The 21938-nt window shown below is 71.8% G+C and carries 19 protein-coding genes and 1 pseudogene; 13 read left to right on the forward strand and 7 right to left on the reverse strand.

Features of this window, described 5'->3' with window-relative positions; genetic code table 11:
- Positions 1 to 169 precede the first annotated feature (169 nt).
- The 11 genes and pseudogenes from crcB (P8T65_RS44470) to P8T65_RS44520 all read left to right on the forward strand — a co-directional run.
- On the forward strand, positions 170 to 643 hold the full coding sequence (crcB, locus tag P8T65_RS44470; RefSeq protein WP_316731110.1) for a fluoride efflux transporter CrcB: 474 nt from the start codon (positions 170 to 172) through the stop codon (positions 641 to 643).
- Entirely contained in the window at positions 640 to 1029 is a 390-nt protein-coding gene (locus P8T65_RS44475; RefSeq protein WP_316731111.1) for a DUF190 domain-containing protein, read from the forward strand. The genes crcB (P8T65_RS44470) and P8T65_RS44475 overlap by 4 nt, the downstream gene beginning before the upstream one ends.
- Positions 1026 to 1400 carry a fluoride efflux transporter CrcB gene (gene crcB, locus P8T65_RS44480; protein WP_316731112.1) on the forward strand — a complete coding sequence of 125 codons (375 nt, stop codon included), beginning with the start codon at positions 1026 to 1028 and terminating at the stop codon, positions 1398 to 1400. Before P8T65_RS44475 ends, crcB (P8T65_RS44480) begins: the two co-directional genes overlap by 4 nt.
- 112 nt (positions 1401 to 1512) lie before the next feature.
- Positions 1513 to 2346 carry an undecaprenyl-diphosphate phosphatase gene (locus tag P8T65_RS44485; RefSeq protein ID WP_316731113.1) on the forward strand — a complete coding sequence of 278 codons (834 nt, stop codon included), beginning with the start codon at positions 1513 to 1515 and terminating at the stop codon, positions 2344 to 2346.
- A 120-nt stretch (positions 2347 to 2466) separates the two neighbouring features.
- Positions 2467 to 3198 carry a FadR/GntR family transcriptional regulator gene (locus P8T65_RS44490; RefSeq protein ID WP_316731114.1) on the forward strand — a complete coding sequence of 244 codons (732 nt, stop codon included), beginning with the start codon at positions 2467 to 2469 and terminating at the stop codon, positions 3196 to 3198.
- Positions 3195 to 4643, forward strand: coding sequence for an amino acid permease (locus tag P8T65_RS44495; protein ID WP_316731115.1), 1449 nt, complete (start codon positions 3195 to 3197; stop codon positions 4641 to 4643). Before P8T65_RS44490 ends, P8T65_RS44495 begins: the two co-directional genes overlap by 4 nt.
- A gap of 8 nt (positions 4644 to 4651) precedes the next feature.
- Positions 4652 to 5698 (forward strand): asparaginase, encoded by a 1047-nt coding sequence (locus tag P8T65_RS44500; RefSeq protein WP_316731928.1) that lies wholly within the window; start codon positions 4652 to 4654, stop codon positions 5696 to 5698.
- A 235-nt stretch (positions 5699 to 5933) separates the two neighbouring features.
- The gene (gene aspA, locus P8T65_RS44505; protein ID WP_316731116.1) at positions 5934 to 7349 is read left to right on the forward strand and encodes an aspartate ammonia-lyase; all 1416 of its coding nucleotides are present in this window, start codon (positions 5934 to 5936) and stop codon (positions 7347 to 7349) included.
- On the forward strand, positions 7349 to 8269 hold the full coding sequence (locus P8T65_RS44510) for a glutaminase (RefSeq protein WP_316731117.1): 921 nt from the start codon (positions 7349 to 7351) through the stop codon (positions 8267 to 8269). The genes aspA and P8T65_RS44510 overlap by 1 nt, the downstream gene beginning before the upstream one ends.
- A gap of 162 nt (positions 8270 to 8431) precedes the next feature.
- On the forward strand, positions 8432 to 9820 hold the full coding sequence (gene mptB, locus P8T65_RS44515) for a polyprenol phosphomannose-dependent alpha 1,6 mannosyltransferase MptB (RefSeq protein WP_316731929.1): 1389 nt from the start codon (positions 8432 to 8434) through the stop codon (positions 9818 to 9820).
- A gap of 251 nt (positions 9821 to 10071) precedes the next feature.
- Positions 10072 to 10674, forward strand: a pseudogene (locus P8T65_RS44520) (glycosyltransferase 87 family protein); the annotation flags it as partial.
- Between the two features lie 275 nt (positions 10675 to 10949).
- On the opposite strand, the gene P8T65_RS44525 reads toward P8T65_RS44520, so the two are convergent.
- Positions 10950 to 12161, reverse strand: a complete 1212-nt coding sequence (locus P8T65_RS44525; RefSeq protein WP_316731118.1) for a serine hydrolase — start codon at positions 12159 to 12161, stop codon at positions 10950 to 10952.
- A gap of 80 nt (positions 12162 to 12241) precedes the next feature.
- Positions 12242 to 13384, reverse strand: coding sequence for a transcription termination factor Rho (gene rho / locus P8T65_RS44530; protein ID WP_316731119.1), 1143 nt, complete (start codon positions 13382 to 13384; stop codon positions 12242 to 12244).
- A 385-nt stretch (positions 13385 to 13769) separates the two neighbouring features.
- Here rho and P8T65_RS44535 point away from each other — a divergent pair, with 385 nt between their 5' ends.
- Positions 13770 to 15554 (forward strand): sulfatase, encoded by a 1785-nt coding sequence (locus P8T65_RS44535; RefSeq protein WP_316731120.1) that lies wholly within the window; start codon positions 13770 to 13772, stop codon positions 15552 to 15554.
- Between the two features lie 165 nt (positions 15555 to 15719).
- Here the strand turns inward: P8T65_RS44535 and P8T65_RS44540 are convergent, their stop codons facing one another.
- On the reverse strand, positions 15720 to 17306 hold the full coding sequence (locus P8T65_RS44540) for an alpha-amylase family glycosyl hydrolase (protein ID WP_316731121.1): 1587 nt from the start codon (positions 17304 to 17306) through the stop codon (positions 15720 to 15722).
- Positions 17307 to 17370: 64 nt separating this feature from the next.
- Here P8T65_RS44540 and P8T65_RS44545 point away from each other — a divergent pair, with 64 nt between their 5' ends.
- Positions 17371 to 18171, forward strand: coding sequence for a methyltransferase domain-containing protein (locus tag P8T65_RS44545; protein WP_316731122.1), 801 nt, complete (start codon positions 17371 to 17373; stop codon positions 18169 to 18171).
- Between the two features lie 81 nt (positions 18172 to 18252).
- Here the strand turns inward: P8T65_RS44545 and P8T65_RS44550 are convergent, their stop codons facing one another.
- From P8T65_RS44550 to P8T65_RS44565, 4 genes are all read right to left on the reverse strand, one after another.
- A complete protein-coding gene (locus P8T65_RS44550; protein WP_316731123.1) occupies positions 18253 to 18999 on the reverse strand; it encodes an alpha/beta hydrolase in 747 nt (248 codons plus the stop codon).
- A gap of 205 nt (positions 19000 to 19204) precedes the next feature.
- Positions 19205 to 20365, reverse strand: coding sequence for a serine hydrolase domain-containing protein (locus tag P8T65_RS44555; protein WP_316731124.1), 1161 nt, complete (start codon positions 20363 to 20365; stop codon positions 19205 to 19207).
- Positions 20366 to 20468: 103 nt separating this feature from the next.
- Positions 20469 to 20897 carry a nuclear transport factor 2 family protein gene (locus P8T65_RS44560; protein WP_316731125.1) on the reverse strand — a complete coding sequence of 143 codons (429 nt, stop codon included), beginning with the start codon at positions 20895 to 20897 and terminating at the stop codon, positions 20469 to 20471.
- A gap of 10 nt (positions 20898 to 20907) precedes the next feature.
- Positions 20908 to 21876, reverse strand: coding sequence for an acetylxylan esterase (locus P8T65_RS44565; RefSeq protein ID WP_316731126.1), 969 nt, complete (start codon positions 21874 to 21876; stop codon positions 20908 to 20910).
- Positions 21877 to 21938 lie beyond the last annotated feature (62 nt).

The following is a 21938-nucleotide window of genomic DNA, read 5'->3' on the forward strand; positions in this document are numbered from 1 at the left end:
GCGGTGCTGTGAGGGCCCGCGTTACGCTGGTGAACGGCCACGAGACTCCTCGCGGCGCGGCGGTGGGGCCCGCCGTACCCGAACCGCGGCATCGATGCCGCCAACGGTCCCTGCTTGCGACGGATCGCGCCCGGACACCCGGGCCCCGGCGAGTAGGAGACGTCTGCGCATGACAGTGCCCCCCACCGACAGGGTCCGGTCCTCCACGACCACCCGCCCGTCGCCCCACGGACCGTCCCCCTGGCGGGGCCAGGGACTCGTTGTCGGCTGTGTCGCCGTCGGCGGTGCCCTCGGCGCCTCGGCCCGCTACGGCGTGTCGCTGCTGTGGCCCGCGCAGCCCGGTCACTTCCCGTGGAGCACGTTCTGGGCGAACATCGTCGGCTGCTTCGTGATCGGCCTCTTCATGGTCGTGATCACGGACGTCTGGGCAGCCCATCGGCTCGTGCGGCCCTTCTTCGGCACCGGTGTGCTCGGCGGCTTCACCACCTTCTCGGCGTACGTCGTCGACGTCCAGCGGCTGGTGGACGAAGGGCACCCCCGTACTGCCCTCGCCTATCTCGCCGCCACCCTTCTCGCCGCCCTGGCCGCCGTCTGGCTGGCGGCCGCCACGGCACGCCGGGCCCTCGCGCGGAGGCGGCCATGACAAGCCCTGGACGGCAGTGGCTCACCGGTCCGGCACTCCGTCTCACCGTGGTGATCGGCGAGCAGGACACCTGGCACCACAAGCCGCTCTACAGCGAGATCGTGCACCGCGCACACGCCGCGGGTCTTGCGGGCGCCAGTGTCTTCCGGGGCATCGAGGGTTTCGGTGCCTCCTCGGTCGTCCACACCTCGCGGCTGCTCTCGCTCAGCGAGGACCTGCCGGTCGCGGTGATCATCGTGGACACGGAGGAGCGCGTCCGGGCCTTCCTGCCCCGACTGGAGGAAGTGCTCAAGGAGGGGGAGGGGCTGGTGGTCCTGGACGAGTGCGAGATCGTCGGTCGGCACGACCCGGCCGCGCGCTCGGCGGAAGGTAAGAGGTCCACGTGAACTGGCTGCTCGTCGTCGTCGGCGCGATGGTGGGCGCGCCCCTGCGCTATCTCACCGACCGGGCCGTGCAGTCCCGCCACGACACGGTCTTCCCCTGGGGGACCTTCATCGTGAACGTCGCCGGATCGCTGGTCCTCGGAGTTCTCACCGGTGCCGTGGCGGCCGGTGCCGCCTCCTCCCACCTGCAGCTTCTCCTGGGCACGGGACTCTGCGGGGCGCTCACCACGTATTCGACCTTCTCGTACGAGACCCTGCGCCTGGCCCAGGACGGCGCGCGCCTGCACGCCGTCGTCAACGTGACGGCGAGCGTGGTGGCCGGGCTGGGCGCGGCCTTCGTGGGGGTGTCGGTGGCGGAGGCCCTGTGGAGGTGAGCCGGGATCTTACCCGGCTGTAGTACGACTGCCTGTGCCGATACGACCCTGCGTCGTACCCGTGTACGTCGGCCACCCCCGCCCTCGCCCTCGCCGAGCAGAACTGGACCCCATGAGCACCATCAGCGTCGGTCAGGCAGTCGTCCTCGGAGCGGTGGAGGGGGTGACGGAGTTCCTGCCGGTGTCCTCCACCGGCCATCTGAAGATCACCGAGGGGCTGATGGGGATCCAGGTGGACGACAAGGCGGTGGTCGGGTTCTCGGCGGTCATCCAGGTCGGCGCGATCTCCGCGGTGCTCGTGTACTTCCGTCACGACATCGCGCGCATCGGGTCCGCCTGGTTCCGGGGGCTGTTCGACGCGGGGGAGCGGCAGGAGCGCGACTACCGGTTCGCGTGGTGGGTGATCGCCGCGACGATCCCGATCGTCGTCGTGGGGCTGGTCGCCCGGTCGCTGATCGAGGGGCCGCTCGCCTCCCTGTGGGTGGTGGCCGGCTCCCTGATCGTGGGCAGCGGCGTGATGTGGGTCGCCGAGCAGGTGGGCCGGCGCAGGCGCGCGGAGGAGGACACCCGGTTCCGGGACGCGATGCTCGTCGGCGGTTCGCAGATCCTCGCTTTGCTGTTCCCCGGTTTCTCCCGCTCCGGCGCCACCATGTCCACCGCGCTGCTGCTCGACCTCGACCGCGTCGCCGCCACCCGACTCTCCTTCTTCCTCGGCATCCCGGCTCTCACCGGCGCCGGTCTGTACGAGCTGAAGGACGCCCTCGGCGCGGGGGTGGGCGCGGCTCCGCTGATCGCCGGCACCACCGTGTCGTTCGCGGTCGCGTACGCCTCGGTCGCCTGGCTGCTGAAGTTCGTGACCAGGCACTCCTTCCAGGTGTTCGTGTCCTACCGGATCGTCGTCGGCGTGCTGCTGTTCGGGCTGCTCGCGGCCGGTGGCCTCAGCTGACGTGGCCCACAGGGCGCGGCCGGCGCCCGGCACACAGCTGATCCACCACCGCCCATGACCTGGAAGATCGAGTACGGACCCCCTTGACAGCCCCCTCCGGTCACCCGCAGGATCACCCCCGTGAACCTGTCAGACAGCCAGACAGGTGGCTCGGCACCCCGGCGCGTCAGCGCCATGGAAGCGGTGCTCACCCACCTCCGCGACGCCATCGAGCGCGGCAAGTACACCATCGGGGACAAGCTCCCCTCGGAGGCGGAGCTCTGCCGGCAGCTCGAAGTGAGCCGACCGGTCCTGCGCGAGGCGCTGCGCGCCCTTCAGGTGATGGGGCTGACCCAGTCCCGCACCGGCAAGGGCACCTTCGTGATCGCGAACGCCGTCGAGGACCCCACCTTCGGCGACTACGCGGCCAGCGACCTGCTGGAGGTGCGCCGGCACGTGGAGATCCCGGTCGCCGGGTACGCGGCGGTGCGCCGCACCCCGGAGAACCTGGACCATCTGGCCCACCTGCTGGACCGGATGGAGCGGGAGACCGACACCACCGCCTGGGTCGCGATGGACACCCTCTTCCATCTGGCCGTGGCGGAAGCCGCCCAGAACCCGGTGTTCCGCCGGGTGATCGAGGAGATCCGGGACGCACTGGCCCGCCAGTCGGCCTTCCTCAACGAACTGGGCGGCCGGCGCGAGCAGTCCAACCGAGAGCACCGGGCCATCGTCGAGGCGCTGATCGACGGTTCCGAACACGACGCGGTGGAGGCCATGTCCCACCACCTCGACCGCGTCGAGACCACCCTCACCGACATCGTGCGTTCCCCGCGCACGGACAGCTCCACGGAAGGCGGACCCGAGGCGTGAGCGAGCAGTCCCTCGAAAAAGACGCCGTACAGGCCGGGCAGCCGGCGGCCCACGTCGACGCCGGAGACGCCGGCTACAGCAAGTCCCTCAAGTCCCGCCACGTCAACATGATCGCCATCGGCGGCGCGATCGGCACCGGCCTCTTCCTCGGCGCCGGCGGCCGTCTCGTCGACGCCGGCCCGTCCCTGTTCATCGCGTACGCGGTCTGCGGAGTCTTCGCCTTCCTCGTCGTCCGCGCCCTCGGCGAACTGGTCCTCTACCGGCCCTCGTCCGGCGCCTTCGTGTCCTACGCCCGGGAGTTCCTGGGGGAGAAAGGCGCGTACACGGCCGGCTGGATGTACTTCCTGAACTGGGCCACCACCGGTATCGCCGACATCACCGCGGTCGCCCTCTACACCCACTACTGGGGCATGTTCTCCGACATCCCCCAGTGGGTCATCGCGCTCATCGCGCTCGGGGTCGTCCTCGCCGTGAACCTGATCTCGGTGAAGATGTTCGGCGAACTGGAGTTCTGGTTCGCGATCATCAAGGTGGGCGCGCTCGTCACCTTCATGCTGATCGGCATCTTCCTGCTGGTCACCCAGCAGCCGGTCGACGGCCACACCCCCGGCCCGTCCCTGATCACCGACAACGGCGGCATCTTCCCCAACGGTCTGCTGCCCATGCTGCTGATCATCCAGGGTGTCGTCTTCGCCTACGCCTCCGTCGAACTGGTCGGCGTCGCGGCGGGCGAGACGGAGAACCCCGAGAAGGTCATGCCGAAGGCGATCAACTCGATCATGTGGCGCGTCGGTCTGTTCTACGTCGGCTCCGTCCTGCTGCTGGCGATGCTGCTGCCCTGGTCCTCGTACAAGGCCGGCGAGAGCCCCTTCGTCACGGTGCTCTCCAACATCGGCGTCCCGGCGGCCGGCGGCATCATGAACCTGGTCGTGATGACCGCGGCCATGTCCTCGCTCAACTCGGGCCTGTACTCCACCGGCCGCATCCTGCGCTCCATGGCGATGGCGGGCTCCGCCCCGAAGTTCACCGGCGTGATGAGCCGCAACCAGGTCCCCTACGGCGGCATCCTGCTCACCAGCGGTATCTGTGTGCTGGGCGTCGGGCTGAACTTCGTGGTCCCGGCCGACGCGTTCGAGATCGTGCTCAACTTCGCCGCGATCGGCATCATCTGCACCTGGGGCATGATCATGATCTGTCACCTGGTGTTCTGGCAGAAGACCGAGAAGGGCGAGCTGACCCGGCCGAGCTACCGGCTGCCCGGCTCCCCGTGGACCGAACTGGTGACCCTGTTCTTCCTGGCGTCGGTCCTGGTCCTGATGTACGCGGACGGCGGCGCGGGCCGCACGACCGTGCTGTGCCTGCCCCTCATCGTGCTGGCGCTGATCGCGGGGTGGTTCGGCGTACGTCGCCGGGTCGCCCAACAGTCGGCCGGAGTGAAGAAGTGATCCACGCAGTGACGTACGACCCCACGACCACCGGCGCCGCGGCGATCCCTGCGGCTCCGGTGGCCGCGGCCCCCGCGATCCGGGAACCGCTCCACGCCCCCGTCGCCCACCTCGTACGCGGAGGTGTCATCGAGGGCATCCACCACGGCTCCGTCGTGGTGCTGGGAGCCGACGGGGAGGTGGAACTCCAACTCGGCGACATCGAGGCGGCGTTCTACCCCCGGTCGGCGCTCAAGCCGGTCCAGGCCGTGGCGATGCTGCGCGCCGGACTCCCCCTGGACGGCGAACTGCTGTCGCTGACCGCCGCCAGCCACTCCGGCGAGGAACGCCACCTCGCCGGAGCCCGGCGGATCCTGGAGCTGGCCGGCCTCACCGAGGCCGACCTGCGCAACGTCACCGACATGCCGTACGACCCGGCCGTCCGCGACGTGTGGATACGCGAGGGGAGGCAGCCCTCCCGTCTCGCGCAGAACTGCTCCGGCAAGCACGCCGCCATGCTCTACACCTGCAAGCTGAACGGCTGGTCCCTGGACGACTACCTCGACCCGGCCCACCCCCTGCAGCAGGCCATCGCGGAGATCGTCGAGGACCTCACCGGGCAGGCCGTCGCCCGGGTGACCGTCGACGGCTGCGGCGCGCCCCTGTTCTCCGTCTCCCTGCACGGTCTCGCCCGCGCCCTCGCCCGGATCACCACCGCCGCCGAGAGCACCCCCGAGCGCACCGTCGCCGACGCCATGCGCGAGCACGCCGAGATGGCCTCCGGCGCCGGACGCGACGTCGCCGAGCTGATGCGGGCCGTGCCCGGACTGCTCACCAAGGACGGCTTCGAGGGCGTCCAGGTCGCCGCGCTGCCCGACGGCCGGGCCGTCGCCGTGAAGATCGCCGACGGCGCGAACCGGGCCCGGGTGCCGGTGACCGCGGCGGCGCTCGTATGGGCCGGGGTCGATCCCGAGACTCTCGCCGGGTTCTCGGGTGAGGCGCTGCTCGGGGGCGGGCGGGAAGTGGGTCGGGTCAGTGCGGTGCGGGCGCTGGATCCGATGCCGCGTCTGCCCTGACGGGTGGCTGCGTTGTCGGGTGCGGGCCCGGTGGGGCTCCTCGCGCAGTTCCCCGCGCCCCTGAAAACGCGGGGCTGCGCCCTGCTTTTTCGTGCCCGAAGAGCACGGGGCGCAGCCCCGGCTCCAGGGGCGCGGGGAACTGCGCGACCAGCCCCCACCCGCCCGCACCCGACGACGCACCCACCCCACCCCGACCACCAACTCACCCGCAGCTCACGAAAGAAGGCCCCCTGCCATGACCGCCGCCGCAGCGACCCGCAGCGAACACGATCTGCTCGGAGACCGTGACGTCCCCGCCGACGCGTACTGGGGCGTCCACACCCTGCGCGCCACGGAGAACTTCCCCATCACGGGCACCCCGATCTCCGCCTACCCCCACCTGGTCGACGCCCTGGCCGCCGTCAAGGAGGCCGCCGCCCGCGCGAACGAGGAACTCGGCCTGCTCGCCCCCCAGAAGGCCGCCGCGATCATCGAGGCCTGCCGGGAGATCCGCGACGGCAAGCTGCACGACCAGTTCGTCGTCGACGTGATCCAGGGCGGCGCCGGCACCTCGACGAACATGAATGCCAACGAGGTGATCGCGAACCGGGCGCTGGAGCTGCTGGGCCACCCCAAGGGCCGGTACGAGCACCTGCACCCGAACGAGGACGTCAACCTCGGCCAGTCCACCAACGACGTCTACCCGACCGCCGTCAAGGTCGCCACGGTCTTCGCGGTGCGCGGGCTGCTCCGGGCGATGGCCGTCCTCCAGGACTCCTTCGCGGCCAAGGCCGTCGAGTTCCGCGAGGTGCTCAAGATGGGCCGCACCCAGCTCCAGGACGCGGTCCCCATGACGCTCGGCCAGGAGTTCTCCGCGTTCGCCGTCATGATCGACGAGGACCGCAGCCGCCTCGCCGAGGCCGTCGAGCTGATCCACGAGATCAACCTCGGCGCCACCGCCATCGGCACCGGCCTCAACGCCCCCGTCGGCTACGCCGAATCGGCCCGCCGCCACCTCGCCGAGATCACCGGTCTGCCGCTGGTCACCGCCGCCAACCTCGTCGAGGCCACCCAGGACTGCGGCGCCTTCGTCCAGATGTCGGGCGTGCTCAAGCGCATCGCGGTCAAGCTCTCCAAGAGCTGCAACGACCTGCGGCTGCTCTCCTCCGGGCCGCGCGCCGGCCTCAACGAGATCAACCTGCCGCCGGTGCAGGCCGGTTCGTCGATCATGCCCGGCAAGGTCAACCCGGTGATCCCCGAGGTCGTCAACCAGGTCGCCTTCGAGGTCATCGGCAACGACGTCACCATCACCATGGCCGCCGAAGCCGGACAGCTCCAGCTCAACGCCTTCGAGCCGATCATCCTGCACTCCCTCTCGGAGTCCCTCACCCACCTCCGCGCGGCCTGCCTCACCCTCGCCGAGCGCTGCGTCGACGGCATCACCGCCAACGAGGACGAACTCCGCGCGGCGGTGGAGAACTCCATCGGCCTGGTCACCGCCCTCAACCCGCACATCGGGTACACGGCGGCCACCGACATCGCCAAGGAGGCCCTCGCCACCGGCCGGGGCGTGGCCGAACTCGTCCAGGAGAGGGGCCTGTTGCCCGCCGAACGCCTCCGGGAACTGCTGCGGCCCGAGGTCCTCGCGGGCAGCGGCGCACCGCTCGCCTGATGGGGGCCCCCGCCTTCGGGCCGATCCTGGAACGCATCGCCGAGGAGATCGAACGGACCCCGGGCCGGGGCCGGCCCGCCGACTACATCCCGGCGCTCGCCGCCCGCGACCCGCGCAGCTTCGGCATGGCCGTCGCGGAGCCCGACGGCACGGTGTACGGCGTGGGGGACTGGCGTGAGCCGTTCTCCACGCAGTCCATCACCAAGGTCTTCACCCTCGCGCTCGATCTGGAGCGCGAGGGTGACGCCCTCTGGGAACACGTGGGCCGCGAGCCCTCAGGCAACCCGTTCAACTCCCTGGTCCAGCTGGAGTACGAGAGCGGCATCCCGCGCAACCCGTTCATCAACGCGGGCGCCCTCGTCGTCACCGACCGCCTGCACACCCGGACCGGCGACGCCTCCGGCACGCTGCTGTCCTTCCTCCGCACGGAGAGCGGCAACCCCGACCTCGAATTCGACCCGGAGATCGCCGCCTCCGAATCCGCCCACGGCGACCGCAATGCCGCCCTCGCCCACTTCATGGCGTCGTACGGCAACATCGACAACCCCGTACCGGTCCTCCTCGACCAGTACTTCCGCCAGTGTTCCCTCACCGCTTCCTGCGCCGACCTCGCCCTGGCCACCACCTTCCTGGCCCGGCACGGCGTGCGCGCCGACGGCACACGGCTGCTGACCCGCAGCCAGGCGAAGCAGGTCAACGCGGTGATGCTCACCTGCGGCACGTACGACGCGGCCGGTGACTTCGCGTACCGCGTGGGCCTGCCCGGCAAGAGCGGGGTGGGCGGCGGCATCATCGCGGTCGTGCCCGGCCGTTGCACACTCTGCGTCTGGAGCCCCGGGCTGGACGAGCGGGGCAACTCGGTGGCCGGAGTGGCGGCCCTGGACCGGTTCACCACCCTGACGGGACTGTCGATCTTCTGACCTTCCCCACCCAGGGCCTCCCCGCCCAGGGCCCGCCGCCCCGGTACCGCGGTCGCCGGTCGGGGCGGCGGGTTCGCTCCTGGTCACATGCCGGTACCCGCCCGGAAGGCGCGGCGTCGCTTCCGCGCCACCCGGCGTTGACAGCCTGACCGAGTGTTGGCCATCGCTTTTCCCGTCGATCCGCGCCGCTGTCAGGCACTCGGCCTGGCCGGAACCGCCTTCCTCGCCCTCGGAGGCGAGACCGCCGGAGCCCTGCCCGTGCGAGAACTGCTGTCGCCGACCTCGGGGCGCGGCGCGCTGGGGCTCGTCGGCGTCTACTTCGGCGTCGTCCTGCTGACAGCCGCCTGGGCGCTGCTCGGCAAGGTGATACGCGGCCCGGAACCACCGACTCCGCGCGCCCTGCTGCTCGTTCTGGCCGTCTGGGCGGCACCGCTGCTGCTCGCGCCCCCGCTGTTCAGCCGGGACGTCTACAGCTACCTCGCCCAGGGCGCCATGGTCGACGCGCACATGGACGTCTATCTGCACGGGCCCGCCCGGCTCGGCGGACCGCTCGCCGACGAGGTGGCCCCGATGTGGCGGCACACCGCGACCCCGTACGGCCCGGTCTTCCTCGCCCTGGCCTCCGGGCTGTCCGCTCTGACCGACGGCCGGATCCCGGCCGGGCTCATCGGGATGCGCCTGATCGCGCTGCTCGGCGTGGCGCTGATGGCCGTGGCACTGCCCCGCCTCGCCCGGCACAGCGGAGCCGACCCGGCGGTCGCGCTCTGGCTCGGCGCGCTCAACCCGCTCGTGCTCCTGCACCTGGTGGCCGGGGCCCACAACGACGCGATGATGCTGGGGCTGCTGGGCGTCGGGCTGGTGCTCGCGCGGGGCCGGTGGTACCTCGTCGGCGTCGTCCTGGTCACTCTCGCCGCGCTGGTGAAGGCACCCGCCGCGCTCGGGCTGGTGGCGGTGGTCGTGATGCGCGGCCGTACCGGATGGGTCCGGACGGTCGCGGGCACCCTGGCCGTCGCCGCCGGCACCACGGCCGCCGCGACCGCCCTGACCGGCACGGGGTACGGCTGGATCGCCGCGCTGCGCACCCCCGTGTCGGCCCAGAATTGGTCACCCACCACCGTCCTGGGCCGCGCCACCACCACCCTGCTGCACGACCTCGGCAGCGACCTGGCCCCCCTCGCCCTCCCGGCCTGGCGCGCCGCCGGACTGCTGCTGACCCTCACCGTCGTCCTCCACATATGGTTCCGGCTGCGACCCGGCCCCGTGTACGCGCTCGGCCTCAGCCTGGCGGCCGTGGCCGCGCTGGGCCCGGCGATCCGCCCCTGGTACGCCCTGTGGGGGCTGTTCCTCATCGCCGCCGCCGCCCGGGACGTCTCCGTGCAGCGCCGGGTCGCGGCCGCCAGCGGGGTGCTCGCGCTCGCCGTCCTGCCGAGCGGGAACCCGGCGGACACCGAGCAGTTCGTCCTCGCGGTGTGCGGGGGAGTGCTCGCGGTGGTCGTGCTCTGGCAGGCCGAACTGGTCTCCCGGGCGCCGGCCCTGGAGCGCACGGTATGAGCGAACCGCGCCCGAGGGGGCTTCGGCCACGCACCGAGCGGGCCCGCGTCCTCCTCGTCCTCGCGTCGGCCCTGGCAGTCACCGCCTTCACCGCCACCGTCCCGCTGTTGCGCGGCTTCTTCGACCTGCGCGTCTACCACGGCACGATCGACCACTGGGTCCACCACGACGGCCGCCTCTACGACTACCTGGTGCCGGGCACGACCTACGGCTTCACCTATCCGCCGTTCGCGGCCGTCGTCATGCTGCCGATGGCGCTGGTCGGGCTGCGCACCGCGATCGTGCTGTGCCTGGGGCTGAACCTGGCAGCACTCGCGGCCGTCCTGCGGCTACTGGCCGGCCCGGCGCCGAGTCGCCACGGCTGGTTCGGTGTTTCCCTGCTTCTCTGCGCGCTCGCGCTGTTCGAACCGTTGCGGGACACCTTCGGCTTCGGGCAGGTGAACCTCCTGCTGCTGGCCCTGGTCCTCGCCGACGCCCGGCTGCTGGCCACGGGCCGGGGCCGCTGGGCGGGCGTCGGCATCGGCCTGGCGGCGGCGGTCAAGCTGACGCCCGCGATCTTCATCGGACTGCTGCTGCTCGCCTGGCGGTGGCGGGCCGCCGGGCTCGCGACGGCCGTCGCCGCGGCCGCCACCGCGGCGGCGGCCTGGATCGCCCCGGCCGCCTCGCGCTTCTACTGGACCGAGGCGCTGTGGGACACCAGCCGCGTCGGCCGCCTCGACTACGTCTCCAACCAGTCGTTGCAGGGTGTCCTGGCCCGGCTCGTGGCCCCGCACGAGCCGAGCCGAGCCGTGTGGGCGGGGCTGGTGCTCGTGGTGCTGTGCGTGTGGGCGTGGCGGACCCGTGCGGCGGTACGCGCCGCCGATTGGACCGCCGCCTTCGCCCTCACCGGGCTGACCGGCGCTCTGGTCAGCCCGATCACCTGGGTGCACCATCTGGTCTGGCTGCTGCCGGCCTTCGCCGTCCTGCTCAGGCACCGTCGGCTGCTGCCGCTCACGGCGGCCCTGTACGCGGTGCTGTGCAGCAGCGTCGTGTGGCTGTGGTTCGACGACGCGTCCGGCGTCGGCGGCTTCATCGGCAGCAACACCTATGTGTGGATCACGCTCGGTCTGCTGCTGTGGCTGCCGGTCGGTCAGCCCCGGGTGGACCGGCCGATCCTGAGCCGCAGTGCCAGGGCCACGGCCGCCGCGCCCACCCCGACCGCGCCCGCGATCGTACCCACCACCGGCCAGTCGGGAACGGTCACCTCGGCCGCCTCCGCGCGGGTCACGGGCCGCGATCCGGGACCGGCTTGAGGCGCCGCCGCCGGGCGCGGCGGCAGGAGCGAGCCCACGGCGTCCACCTGCCCTGCGGCGTCGAACCCCCAGTCGAGCAGGGAGCGCGTCTCCTCGTACACGGCGTAGCCGCCGGACTCGGGGCGCATCACCGTCACCACGAGGGTGCGTCCGCCCCGTTTCGCGGCGGCGATCAGCGTGTTGCCCGCGTGGGTGGTGTAGCCGTTCTTGACGCCGATCAACCCCGGATAGCGTTCCACTCCGGCGCCGGTGAGCAGCCGGTTGGTGTTCTGGATGCCGTACGACCAGCCGCCCGCCGGGAACTTGGCGGTGGCGGTGGCGCAGTACCCGGCGAACTCGGCGTTGCGCAGCCCCGCCCGTCCGAACACCGCCAGGTCGTAGGCGGACGACACCTGGCCGGGCGCGTCGTAGCCGTCGGGGGAGACGACGTGCGTGTCGCGGGCGCCCAGGGCGCGGGCCTTGTCCCGCATCTGACGGGCGGTAGCCTTCCAGCCGCCGTTGAGGTGGGCCAGGACGCGTACGGCGTCGTTGCCCGAGCTGAGGAAGACCCCGCGCCACAGGTCGGCGACGGTGTACGTGCTGCCCTCCTTGACGCCTACCAGGCTGCTCCCGGCGCCGATGCCCGCCAGTTCCTCGCTCTTCACGGTGTGTCTCAGGCCCGCCGGGAGGCCCGGCAGCACGGTGAGCGCGAACAGGGTCTTCAGGGTGCTCGCGGGCGGCAGTCTGCGGTGCGCGTCGTGCGCGGCGAGGACCGCGCCGCTGTCGGCGTCGGCCACCAGCCACGACACCGCGGACACGTCCGGCACCTCGGGCGCCCCGGCCCGCAGCCGCACCTGTGTCCCCTGCCGGTACAGGGACGTTGACCCCTGCGCGGCCTTGGCGTCCTGCGCGTCCGTCACGGACCGGGGGCCGGTGGCTTCCGGGTCGGTCACGACGGCCAGGGCCCCGACCGCGCAGGCGGCGGTGCAGCACACGGTGAGGCGGGCCGCGCGGGAAGCGCGGGCGCCACGGGCGGTGCGGGGAGCACGGGATGGGAATCCGATGGTCATACCGCAAACGTAGGAAGGGGGGTGCCGTACTCCCGGATGCCAGGGCCGAGCGCACGGATCGAGCACCCGGATGCCGCATGTCATGCCGCCGGCAGCGTGGGCCGCACCTGCCGCAGGAAGGCGGCGTTGTCCGGCGTGGCGCGCATTCGCTCCAGCAGTGTCTCCAGGTTCGGCTGCCCCTCGCGCGAGCGCAGCGCCTGCCGCAGACCGCGTACGGCCGCCAACTCGCCGACTGTCAGGAGGAGTTCCTCGCGGCGGGTGCCGGAGGGGGTGATGTCGACGGCGGGGAAGACCCGCCGGTCGGCGAGGGCGCGGTCCAGACGGAGTTCCATGTTGCCGGTGCCCTTGAGCTCCTCGAAGAAGAAGCCGTCGGCGCGGGACCCGGTCTCCACCAGGGCGGTGGCCAGGATGGTGAGGGAGCCGCCCTCCTCGGTCAGACGGGCGGCGCCGAAGAGCCGCTTGGGGCCGTGCAGGGCGGCGGCGTCCACCCCGCCGCTGAGGGTGCGGCCACCGGACGCGGCCGCGTTGTTGTGGGCCCGGCACAGCCGGGTCAGGGAGTCCAGGAGGATCACCACGTCCTCGCCCTGCTCGACGAGCCGCTTGGCGCGCTCCACGACGAGTTCGGCGAGCGCGATGTGCTGCTTGGGGGACCGGTCGAACGTCGAGGCGTACACCTCGCCCCGCACGGAGCGCCGCATGTCGGTCACCTCCTCGGGCCGTTCGTCGAGCAGCACCACCATCAGGCGGGCCTCGGGGTGGTTGGCGGCGATCGCGGCGGCCACCTGCTGCAGCAGGACGGTCTTGCCGGTCTTGGGCGGGGCCACGATCAGCCCGCGCTGTCCCTTGCCGACGGGGGCGACGAGGTCGACCAGACGGCCCGTCAGACCGCTCGCCGGGTGTTCGAGCCGCAGCCGCTCGCGGGGGTGCAGCGGGGTGAGGTCGCGGAAGTGCGGGCGGGCGTGCAGCTCCCCGGGCGTACGGCCGTTGATCCGCTCGACCTCGATGAGGGCGCGCCGGCCGTCGCGCAGGCCCTCGACGGTGTCGCCCTTGCGCAGGCCGTACCGGCGGACGAGCGCCGCGGAGACCTGCGGGTCGGAGGGGGTCGGCAGGCAGCCGGCGACGCGCAGCTGCCCCTGCCCGCCCTGCGTGGTCTCCAGGACGCCGGTGACCCGGACCGGCTGCCGAGGTTCGGTGGAAGTGCGTTCGAGTGTGGTGGTGGTCATGAAGGGAGGTCCTTTCGAGGACGTGAGGAAAGCGCGTGGGAAGGGGGAGGGGAAGGCGCACACCCGGAGCGAGGCCGAGCCGTGCACGGCCGCGTTGCGAGAAGCGGCCCGTGCGTCGCGGGTGGTTGCGCTGAAGCCGACGGCCGGTCGGGAATCGACGGGCGGCGCGGCGAGAAAGATCTCAGGATCCACGGGATCCGGGAGAGAGTGGCAACGGCGCCCGGGAAAGGGCGATACACACGTGCCGACTTGAGCTTACCATCATCGGTGGCCGCCTGTGGAGAGTTCCTTACCGATGGCTTACCCGTGGTCGTTGAACTGATCTCGCGGAGCTCCCGTACAGATGGGGGCACCGCCAGCGGTCTTCGCACGGAAGGAACGTCGCGTGTCGCTCTTCACGCGCTCCAGCCCCTCGTCCGACACGGACGAGACGAGCAAGCCCTCGACCGAGGACACACCGCCGAAGACCGTCGGCCCCGTCCGCCGATGGCGCGGTCACCGGACGGCGTTCCGGACGAAGTACCCCGGCGCGGCGCGGAGCGTGTCGTGGGGCGTCACGGGCCTGGCCGCCGCCCTCGTGCTCTTCGCGCTGCTGATGCCCGGCAAGGCCGAGTACTTCGAGGCGCGGCAGTTCCTGCGGCTGCCCGTGGAGCCGATCCTCGCCGCCGCCCTGATGCTGGTGCTGCCCCGGCGGCCGAGGCTGGTCGCGGCGGTCGTCATCGGGCTCGGCCTGGCCGCGCTGGTGGTCGTGAAGGCACTCGACATCGGCTTCAACCAGTTCCTCGGCCGAGGGTTCAACGTCGTCCTCGACTGGGGCCTGCTGGACGACGCCGAGTCGTACGTCCAGGACACGCTCGGCCCGACGGGCGCGACGGCTGCCGTGGTCGGCCTCGTGGTTCTGGTGCTGCTGCTGTTCGTCGTCATGGCGCTGGCGGTGGTGCGGCTCGTCGCCGTCCTGGTCCGCGACCGGGACCGGGCGACCCGGGGCACCATCGTCGCCGGGACCGTGTGGATCACCTGCGCCGCGCTCGGTCTGACGCCGATCCAGAACACGGCGGTCGCCTCCAGGAACACCATCGGTTTCGTGCAGGACCGGCTGGACCGGGTGCGGGAGACCCTGCGGGACGAGGCCGCGTTCGCCAGGGAGGCCAAGAAGGACGAGTTCGCCGATGTGCCCGCCGACCGGCTGCTGACCGGGCTGCGCGGCAAGGACGTCATGATCACCTTCATCGAGAGCTACGGGCGCGCGGCCCTGGAGGACCCGGCCATCGCACCGGGCGTGACCGCGGCCCTCGACGAGGAGGACAAGGCCCTGACCGAGGCCGGGTTCGCGGCGAAGAGCGGCTGGTTGACCTCGGCGACGTACGGCGGCAGCAGCTGGCTCGGCCACTCCACGTTCCTGACGGGCCTGTGGATCGACAACCAGAGTCGCTATCGCACGGTCACCGCCGGCGAACGCCTCACGCTGCCCGGCGCGTTCAGCAAGAGCGGCGCCTGGCGGACGGTCGGCATCGTGCCCGGCGTGCAGAAGAACTGGCCGGAGGGCGACTTCTACGGCCTCGACAAGGTCTACGACTCCCGTGATCTCGGCTACCAGGGGCCGAAGTTCAGCTGGTCGACCATGCCCGACCAGTACGCCCTCACCGCCTTCGAACGCCTGGAGGCCGCCAAGAAGGGCGACAAGCCGCTGATGTCGGAGATCATCCTGACCTCCAGTCACCAGCCCTGGGCGCCGCTGCCGAAGATGGTCGGCTGGGACGAGGTCGGCGACGGCTCCGTCTACCGGGACATCGAGAAGGCCGGCAAGGACCCCGCCGATGTCTTCACCGACCCCGTCAAGGTCAAGGAGGAGTACGGCAGGTCCGTCCAGTACTCGCTGCACAGCCTCCTGCAGTACGTGGAGAAGTACGGCGACGAGAACACCGTCCTGGTCTTCCTCGGCGACCACCAGCCCATGGCGAGCGTCAGCGGCAACGGCGCGAGCCACGACGTACCGGTCACCGTCGTGGCCCACGACCCGAAGGTCCTCGACCGGATCGCCGACTGGGGCTGGTCCGACGGCCTGCGGCCCGGCGACGACGCTCCGGTCTGGCGCATGGACACCTTCCGCGACCGCTTCCTGACGGCCTACGGCGAGGAGCCGAAGAAGGCCGGCTCGCCCGCGCCGTAGAGGTGCGTACCAAGCCCCGCGGCCCGGGCGTCATCCGAACGACAGGCCCTAGAAGCGTCCTGAAGATCTTGAAAATGCGCCCGGCTTGCCCTACTTGATGGCGATTGACATTTACCGGCAATCCAGGGTGAGTCGGGCGGCCAGAGCAAGATCTTCAGCGGTCTCCTAGCCGTCGAGCTCGAAGATCCCGTATCCGAAGCCCTGCGCGGTGATCGTGCCGTCCCCGATCTCCACGCCCTGCCTCTCCAGGGTGCCGCGGACGGCGCGCCCGTACGACCAACCGGCCGTGCTGCGCCGGGGGTTGATCACCACCAGATAGCGCCCGCCCCGGACGTACACGAACGGACCGCCGGTGTGCAGCACATCCACCGAGCCGCCGGAGCCCAGTTCGGGGGTCCGGCGGCGCAGGGCGATCAGGCGGCGGACGAGGTGGAGGAGCGAGGCGGTGTCGGCGCGCTGGGCGGCGACGGTCGGGCGGTCGGGGGAGGGGTCGAGGGGGAGGTAGAGACGGTCGGCGGGGGCGGTGGAGAAGCCCGCGTTCGGGGTGTCGTCCCACTGCATGGGGGTGCGGGAGCCCGCGCGGTTGTAGTCGGGGCCGAGGACGCTGCCCTCCTTGTCGGGCAGGCCCGGAAGGTAGCGCATGCCGATCTCGTCGCCGTAGTAGATCGCCGGCAGCGTCGGCCAGGTCAGCTGGAAGGCGAAGGCCGCGGGCAGCTGTTCGGGCGTACGGGGGCCGCAGTTGAGGCGGGAGAAGTCGTGGTTGGCACTGGGCAGGGAGATGAAGCCCGTGTCGCCGACGGCCGATGTCGCCTGCCGCCAGGCATCCACGAACGGGCCCGGTGAACCTCCACCGCTCGCGTCGAAGAAACAGTCGAGGGGGTCCCAGTGCTCGTGGACCGTGCCCGTGCCGTTGTTCCACAGCGAGCGCAGGGCGAGACCGTCGGTGGGGCCGCCGAAGTGCAGGAAGAAGTCGGCGTGGAAACCGGCCGGGATCGACACCTCCGGCTCGCCCCACTCGGCCAGCAGCACGGCGTCCGGGTGGGCGGAGTCCAGCCGGTGCCGCAGTTCCGTCCAGACCCGGGCGGTCTCGGCCCGGTCCGGATCGTCCTTCACGAGCGAGGCGGCCATGTCGACGCGGAAACCGGAGAGACCGAGGCCCAGCCAGTGGTCCATGATCGTGCGGAGGGCCTCGCGGTTGGCGCGTGGCCCTTCGGCGTCGACCGGCAGCCGCCACGGCTCGGCCGGATTGCCGCGCGCGTAACCGAAGTTGAGGGCGGGCTGGGAGTCGAAGAAGTTCGGCAGGTACGCGCCCGGCCGGGTGCCGGGGGAAGCGACGAAGCCCTCGGGACGGCCCTCGGCCGTCCAGATGTAGCGGTGGTCGTCCGGGTCGTTCGCGGAGGCCCGGAACCACGGGTGGTCGATCGACGTGTGCCCGGCGACGAGATCCAGCAGGATCCGGATGCCCCGGCGGCCCGCCGCGTCGACGAGCCTCGCCAGGTCGTCGTTGGACCCGTAACGCGGGGCGACGTTCAGATAGTCCGCGACGTCGTACCCGGCGTCACGGAACGGCGAGACGAAACAGGGGTTCAGCCAGACGGTGTCGACCCCCAGCCAGGACAGATGGTCGAGGCGGTCGGTGATCCCGGCGAGATCCCCGATGCCGTCCCCGTCGGAGTCGGCGAAGGACTGCGGATAGATCTGGTAGAAGACGGCGTCGGCCAGCCAGGTCGGGGCGGGACGGAACGAAGTCATGCCCCGGACCATAGGTGACAGTCCGCGTCCGGCGCTGCCCCGAGTCAGGGCCTAAGCTGAGGTGATGTTCACCCCGCAAGGCCCCAGCCTCCGCGAACTCGCCGTTCAGGCACTCTCCTCCGTCGAACACGGCTACGACCTGCTCGCGCCCAAGTTCGATCACACCCCGTTCCGTACTCCGGACTCCGTGCTGGAGGCGGTCGAGGCGGCTCTGTCGTCGATGGGCCCGTTCGAGGACGGCCTCGACCTCTGCTGCGGCACCGGGGCCGGGATGGAGGTGCTGCGCGAGGTCTGCCGGAAGAGCGTCACCGGTGTGGACATCAGCGCCGGAATGCTGGCGGTGGGCAGGGAGCGGGTGGGCTCCGGCACCACCCGCTCCCCGGGTTCCGGAGAGTTCTCCGACGGTCGATCGGGCCCCGGGGGCGCGTCGGCCGGAGGCGAAGGCCCCGGCCTCTCCTGGGTGCGCGGGGACGCCCTCGCCCTGCCCTTCGCCTCGGCCTTCGACCTGGCCGTCAGTTTCGGCGCGTTCGGGCACTTCCTGCCCGAGGAGCTGCCGCGCCTGTTCTCCGAGGTCCACTCCGTCCTCAGGCCGGGCGGGCGCTTCGCGTTCCCGCTGCCGGCGCCCGCCCCGGCCCGCTCCCCCTGGTACTGGGCGGCTCTCGGCTTCGACACCGCGATGCGGGTGCGCAACGCGGTCTGGCGGCCGCCGTTCGTCATGTACTACCGGCCGTTCCGGCTCGGACTCGTGCGAAGCGAGCTGGAACGCGCCGGCTTCGAGGTGGAGTTGTTCGCGCTGCCCGAGTTCGGCCGGCGGCCCGACGGCAGCCCCCGCTGCCGCATGGTGGTGGCCACCCGCGAGGGCTGACGCGGGACCCTCGGGTCGAGCCTCAACGCGTGGACTTCGCCGCCGACTTGATCAGTGCGGTCACCTTGTCCGGGTGGGACATCATCGCCACGTGCGAGGAGTTGACCTCGATCGTGTGCGAGCCCGCCCGCTTCGCCTGGAAGCGCTCCAGCGCGGGGGAGATGGTCTTGTCCTGGGTGGCCCCAGGAACCAGGAGGGAATCGTGCGCCACGCCGCGGCCCGCGCCGTGGACTCGAACGCCCCTACGTTGACCGGGCGTTGGGACACCGCCAGCACCGATGTCGTGGAGCGCGGCAGATCGGCCGCGAACACGTCGTGGAACTTGTCCGGCTTGATCGCCACGTCGTGGCGGCCGCCCCCGTCCGGAAGCGCCTCCAATGCCGGGTTGAGCTCGGAGCCCGGGAAACGGTTCGCCAGTTCGCCGAGCACGTCGCCCTTGTCGGGCATGAAGGCCGCCACGTACACCGGCGCCTTCACCTCGGGCACGGACGCGGCGGCCTCGGTGATGACGGCGCCGCCGTACGAGTGCCCGACGACGATCTTCGGACCGTCGATCGTGCCCAGGAGCGAGGAGAGGTACGCGGAGTCCGACTGCAGGCCCCGCAGCGGGTTGGCCGGGGCGACGACCGGATAGCCGGCCTTCTTCAGCCGTGAGACGACGCCGGACCAGCCGGAGGCGTCCGCGAACGCGCCGTGCACCAGGACGACCGTGGGCTTCGGTGACGTCCGGTCGGCCGAGGGGGCGGCGGCCGACGGCATGACCGTGGCGGCCGGCACCCCGACCGTGACGGCGACGCCCAGGACCAGAGGACGGTGACGTCTGCGCATGCGTGTGTCAGCTCCCGACGAAGACGAGAAAACGGCGTCGAAGGACCGCTGCTCGCCGCGGGAGCGGCGATGGACCGCAGTTCGCTCGGAGTCGATACTGGCGCCGGTCGAGGTGCGGGAATCGACTGAGCGTGCACTGACGCGGGACTCTCCGTGCAGGGGGAGCACACATCCCGGACCTACGTGGGGTGGGTCGCCCCTTGGGTCACAGCGCGCCGTAGAGCGCGTCGACGAGCGCCATCTTGCGCGGGTCGTCGGCGATGTGTGGACCCATCCGGTTCATGACGTAGCCGAGGGAGACACCGGCCTCCGGGTCGGCGAGTCCGCAGGAGCCGCCGTAGCCGTCGTGGCCGAAGGCCCTGGGATTCGGCCCGTACGAGCCGTGCGGGCCGCTCAGCCACAGCCCCAGCCCGATCTCCGTGTCCCGGCCGAATCCCGCGCCGAGCACCAGGTCGCGGCAGGCCCCCTGTCCCTCACGGACCCGCTCGGCCGCCTGCGCGGACAGCACCTCCCGGCCGCCCCAGGTGCCGCGCAGCGCGAGGATCCCGTACAGCGCGGCCACCGCCCGCGCGGTGCCGTGGCCGTTGGCGGCCGGCACCTCGGCGGCCCGCCACTCGGCGGTGTTGGCCTCGGCCGCGCCGACCAGCGGGTTGGCGAGCGCGGCCAGCGCGGTGGGCGTCAACTGGGCGAAGACCGCCGCTTGTTCACTGGTCGTCGCGGCCGGCGGATGCACCAGCTCGGCCGCGCGTGACGCCTGCGCCTCCGGCAGCCCGATGGTGAAGTCGACGCCGAGCGGGCCGGTCACCTCCCGCGCCAGGAACGCGCCCGGCAGCAGCCCCGACACCCGCCGGACCACTTCGCCGACGAGGAAGCCGAACGTCATGGCGTGGTACCCGGACGCCGTGCCCGGCTCCCACCACGGCTCCTGCGCGGCGAGCCGCTTGACGGTCAGCTCCCAGTCCAGGAGCTGCTCGAACGGCAGGGGCTCACGCGGTCCCGCGAGCCCCGAGCGGTGCGACAGAAGATGCCGGACGAGGACGCCCTCCTTGCCGGCCGCCGCGAACTCCGGCCAGTACGCGGCCACCGGGGCGTCCAGGTCGAGCAGACCCCGGTCGGCGAGGAGGTGAGCGCACAGCGCGGTCGGGCCCTTGGTCGTCGACCAGACGTTGACCACGGTGTCCCGCTCCCAAGGGCGGGTCCGCGCCGCGTCGGCCCAGCCGCCCCACAGGTCCACCACGGTCTGCCCGCGCAGTGTCACCGTGACCGCCGCCCCGAGCTCGTCGCGCCCTGCGAAGTTCTCCTCGAACGCGCTGCGCACGGCCTCGAACCGCGCCTCGCAGTGACCCCGCACCAGAGACTGAGACATGAACCCTCCGTCGTCCACGGCTGTGCGCCGGGACGGACGTCGCCGGCCCCCCAGAACGTACCGACTGGTCGGACAGGAGGGAAGGCGTGCGACGGAACCGCGGCTACCGCTCCGGCCGCTCCGGTCGCCCGAGCAGGAACATCGGCCGGGCGGGCTCCGTGTGGACCGGGATCAGATGCCAGTAGTCCCGGGACTCCACCGCCAGGCCGGACGCGTCGAACCGGACGAAGACACAGCCCGCGAGGGTCTGCGGGTCCTCGTTGAACTCGGACAGCACCCGGAACTCGGCCACGGCCACGCCGTCCGGGCCGACCATCGGCTCCGAGAACCGCACGTCCACCACCCTCTCGTCGGTGAACGACCAGCGCAGGTACTCGGCGAGTTCGTCGTGGCCCCGGTGCGGCTCCCGGAAGGGCATGGAGCGGTGTACGCAGTCCCGCGCGTACAACTCCAGGACCGCGTCGACGTCATGGGCCGCCCACGCCTGCTGCCACACCACCACGAACCGCTCCGCGGCCTCGGCCGTGTCCATCAGGTCCCCCTCAGATCTGTGCGGCCAGCCAGCGCAGCTTGACCGCCTCCTGGAACGGGCCGCCGCCCTCGTGGTCGTTGAAGTCGTAGACCTCGATGCGCTTGTTGGCCTCGGCCCACGCGTTGAAGGCCGCGAAGACCGTGGACGGCGGGCAGGTCTGGTCCTCCAGGGCCGCCGAGAACAGCGCGGCGGCCCGGCCGCGCGCGGCGAAGTGCACGGCGTCGAAGTAGGCGAGGGTGCGCCCGACCTGCTCCGTGCGGCCGCGGTGGGTCTTGAGGTACTTGCCGATCTCGCGGTACGGATCCCGGTCGGTGATCGTCGTGGAGCGCGGGAAGTCGCACAGGAACGGCACGTCGGGCGCGACCGCGACCAGGTCGGGGACGAGTCCGCCGACCGCGATGGCGATACCGCCGCCCTGGCTGGAACCGGTCACGGCGGTGCGCGCGGCGTCGGTGCGCGGATGCGCGCGGGCGGCCTCCACCGCGCGTACGGCGTCGGTGTAGACCCGGCGGTAGTAGTAGTTCTCGGGGGCGTCGATGCCCCGGGTCATGAAGCCGGGGAAGGCGGGCGCGCCCGCCACCGGGTCGGGGGTGTCGCCGCCCCCGCCCCAGGCGCTGCCCTGTCCCCGGGTGTCCATGACGAAGTGCGCGTAGCCCGCCGAGGCCCACAGGAGGTGGGTGTGGGGCAGGTTGCGCCCGCCGCCGTAGCCGATGAACTCCACGACGGTGGGCAGCGGTTCGGTCGCTCCGGCCGGAAGGACCAGCCAGCCCTTGACCGGGTGGCCGCCGAATCCCGAGTAGGTGACGTCGTGGACCTCGACCGTCTTCAGATGGGTCTCGACCGGCTCGAAACGGGCGTCCAGGTCGTGCGCGCGGGCCTCCTGGAGCGTCTTCGCCCAGAAGGCGTCGAAGTCCTCGGGCTCCGTCGAAGCGCTTCGATAACCATGGAGCTCGTCCAACGGCAGGTCGAACAGGGCCATGAAGGACCACCTTCTGGGTTCTGGGGTGCGGATGATCACACCGTACGTGGGGCGTCGCGGCC

The organism is Streptomyces sp. 11x1 (genome assembly GCF_032598905.1).
GTDB lineage: Bacteria > Actinomycetota > Actinomycetes > Streptomycetales > Streptomycetaceae > Streptomyces.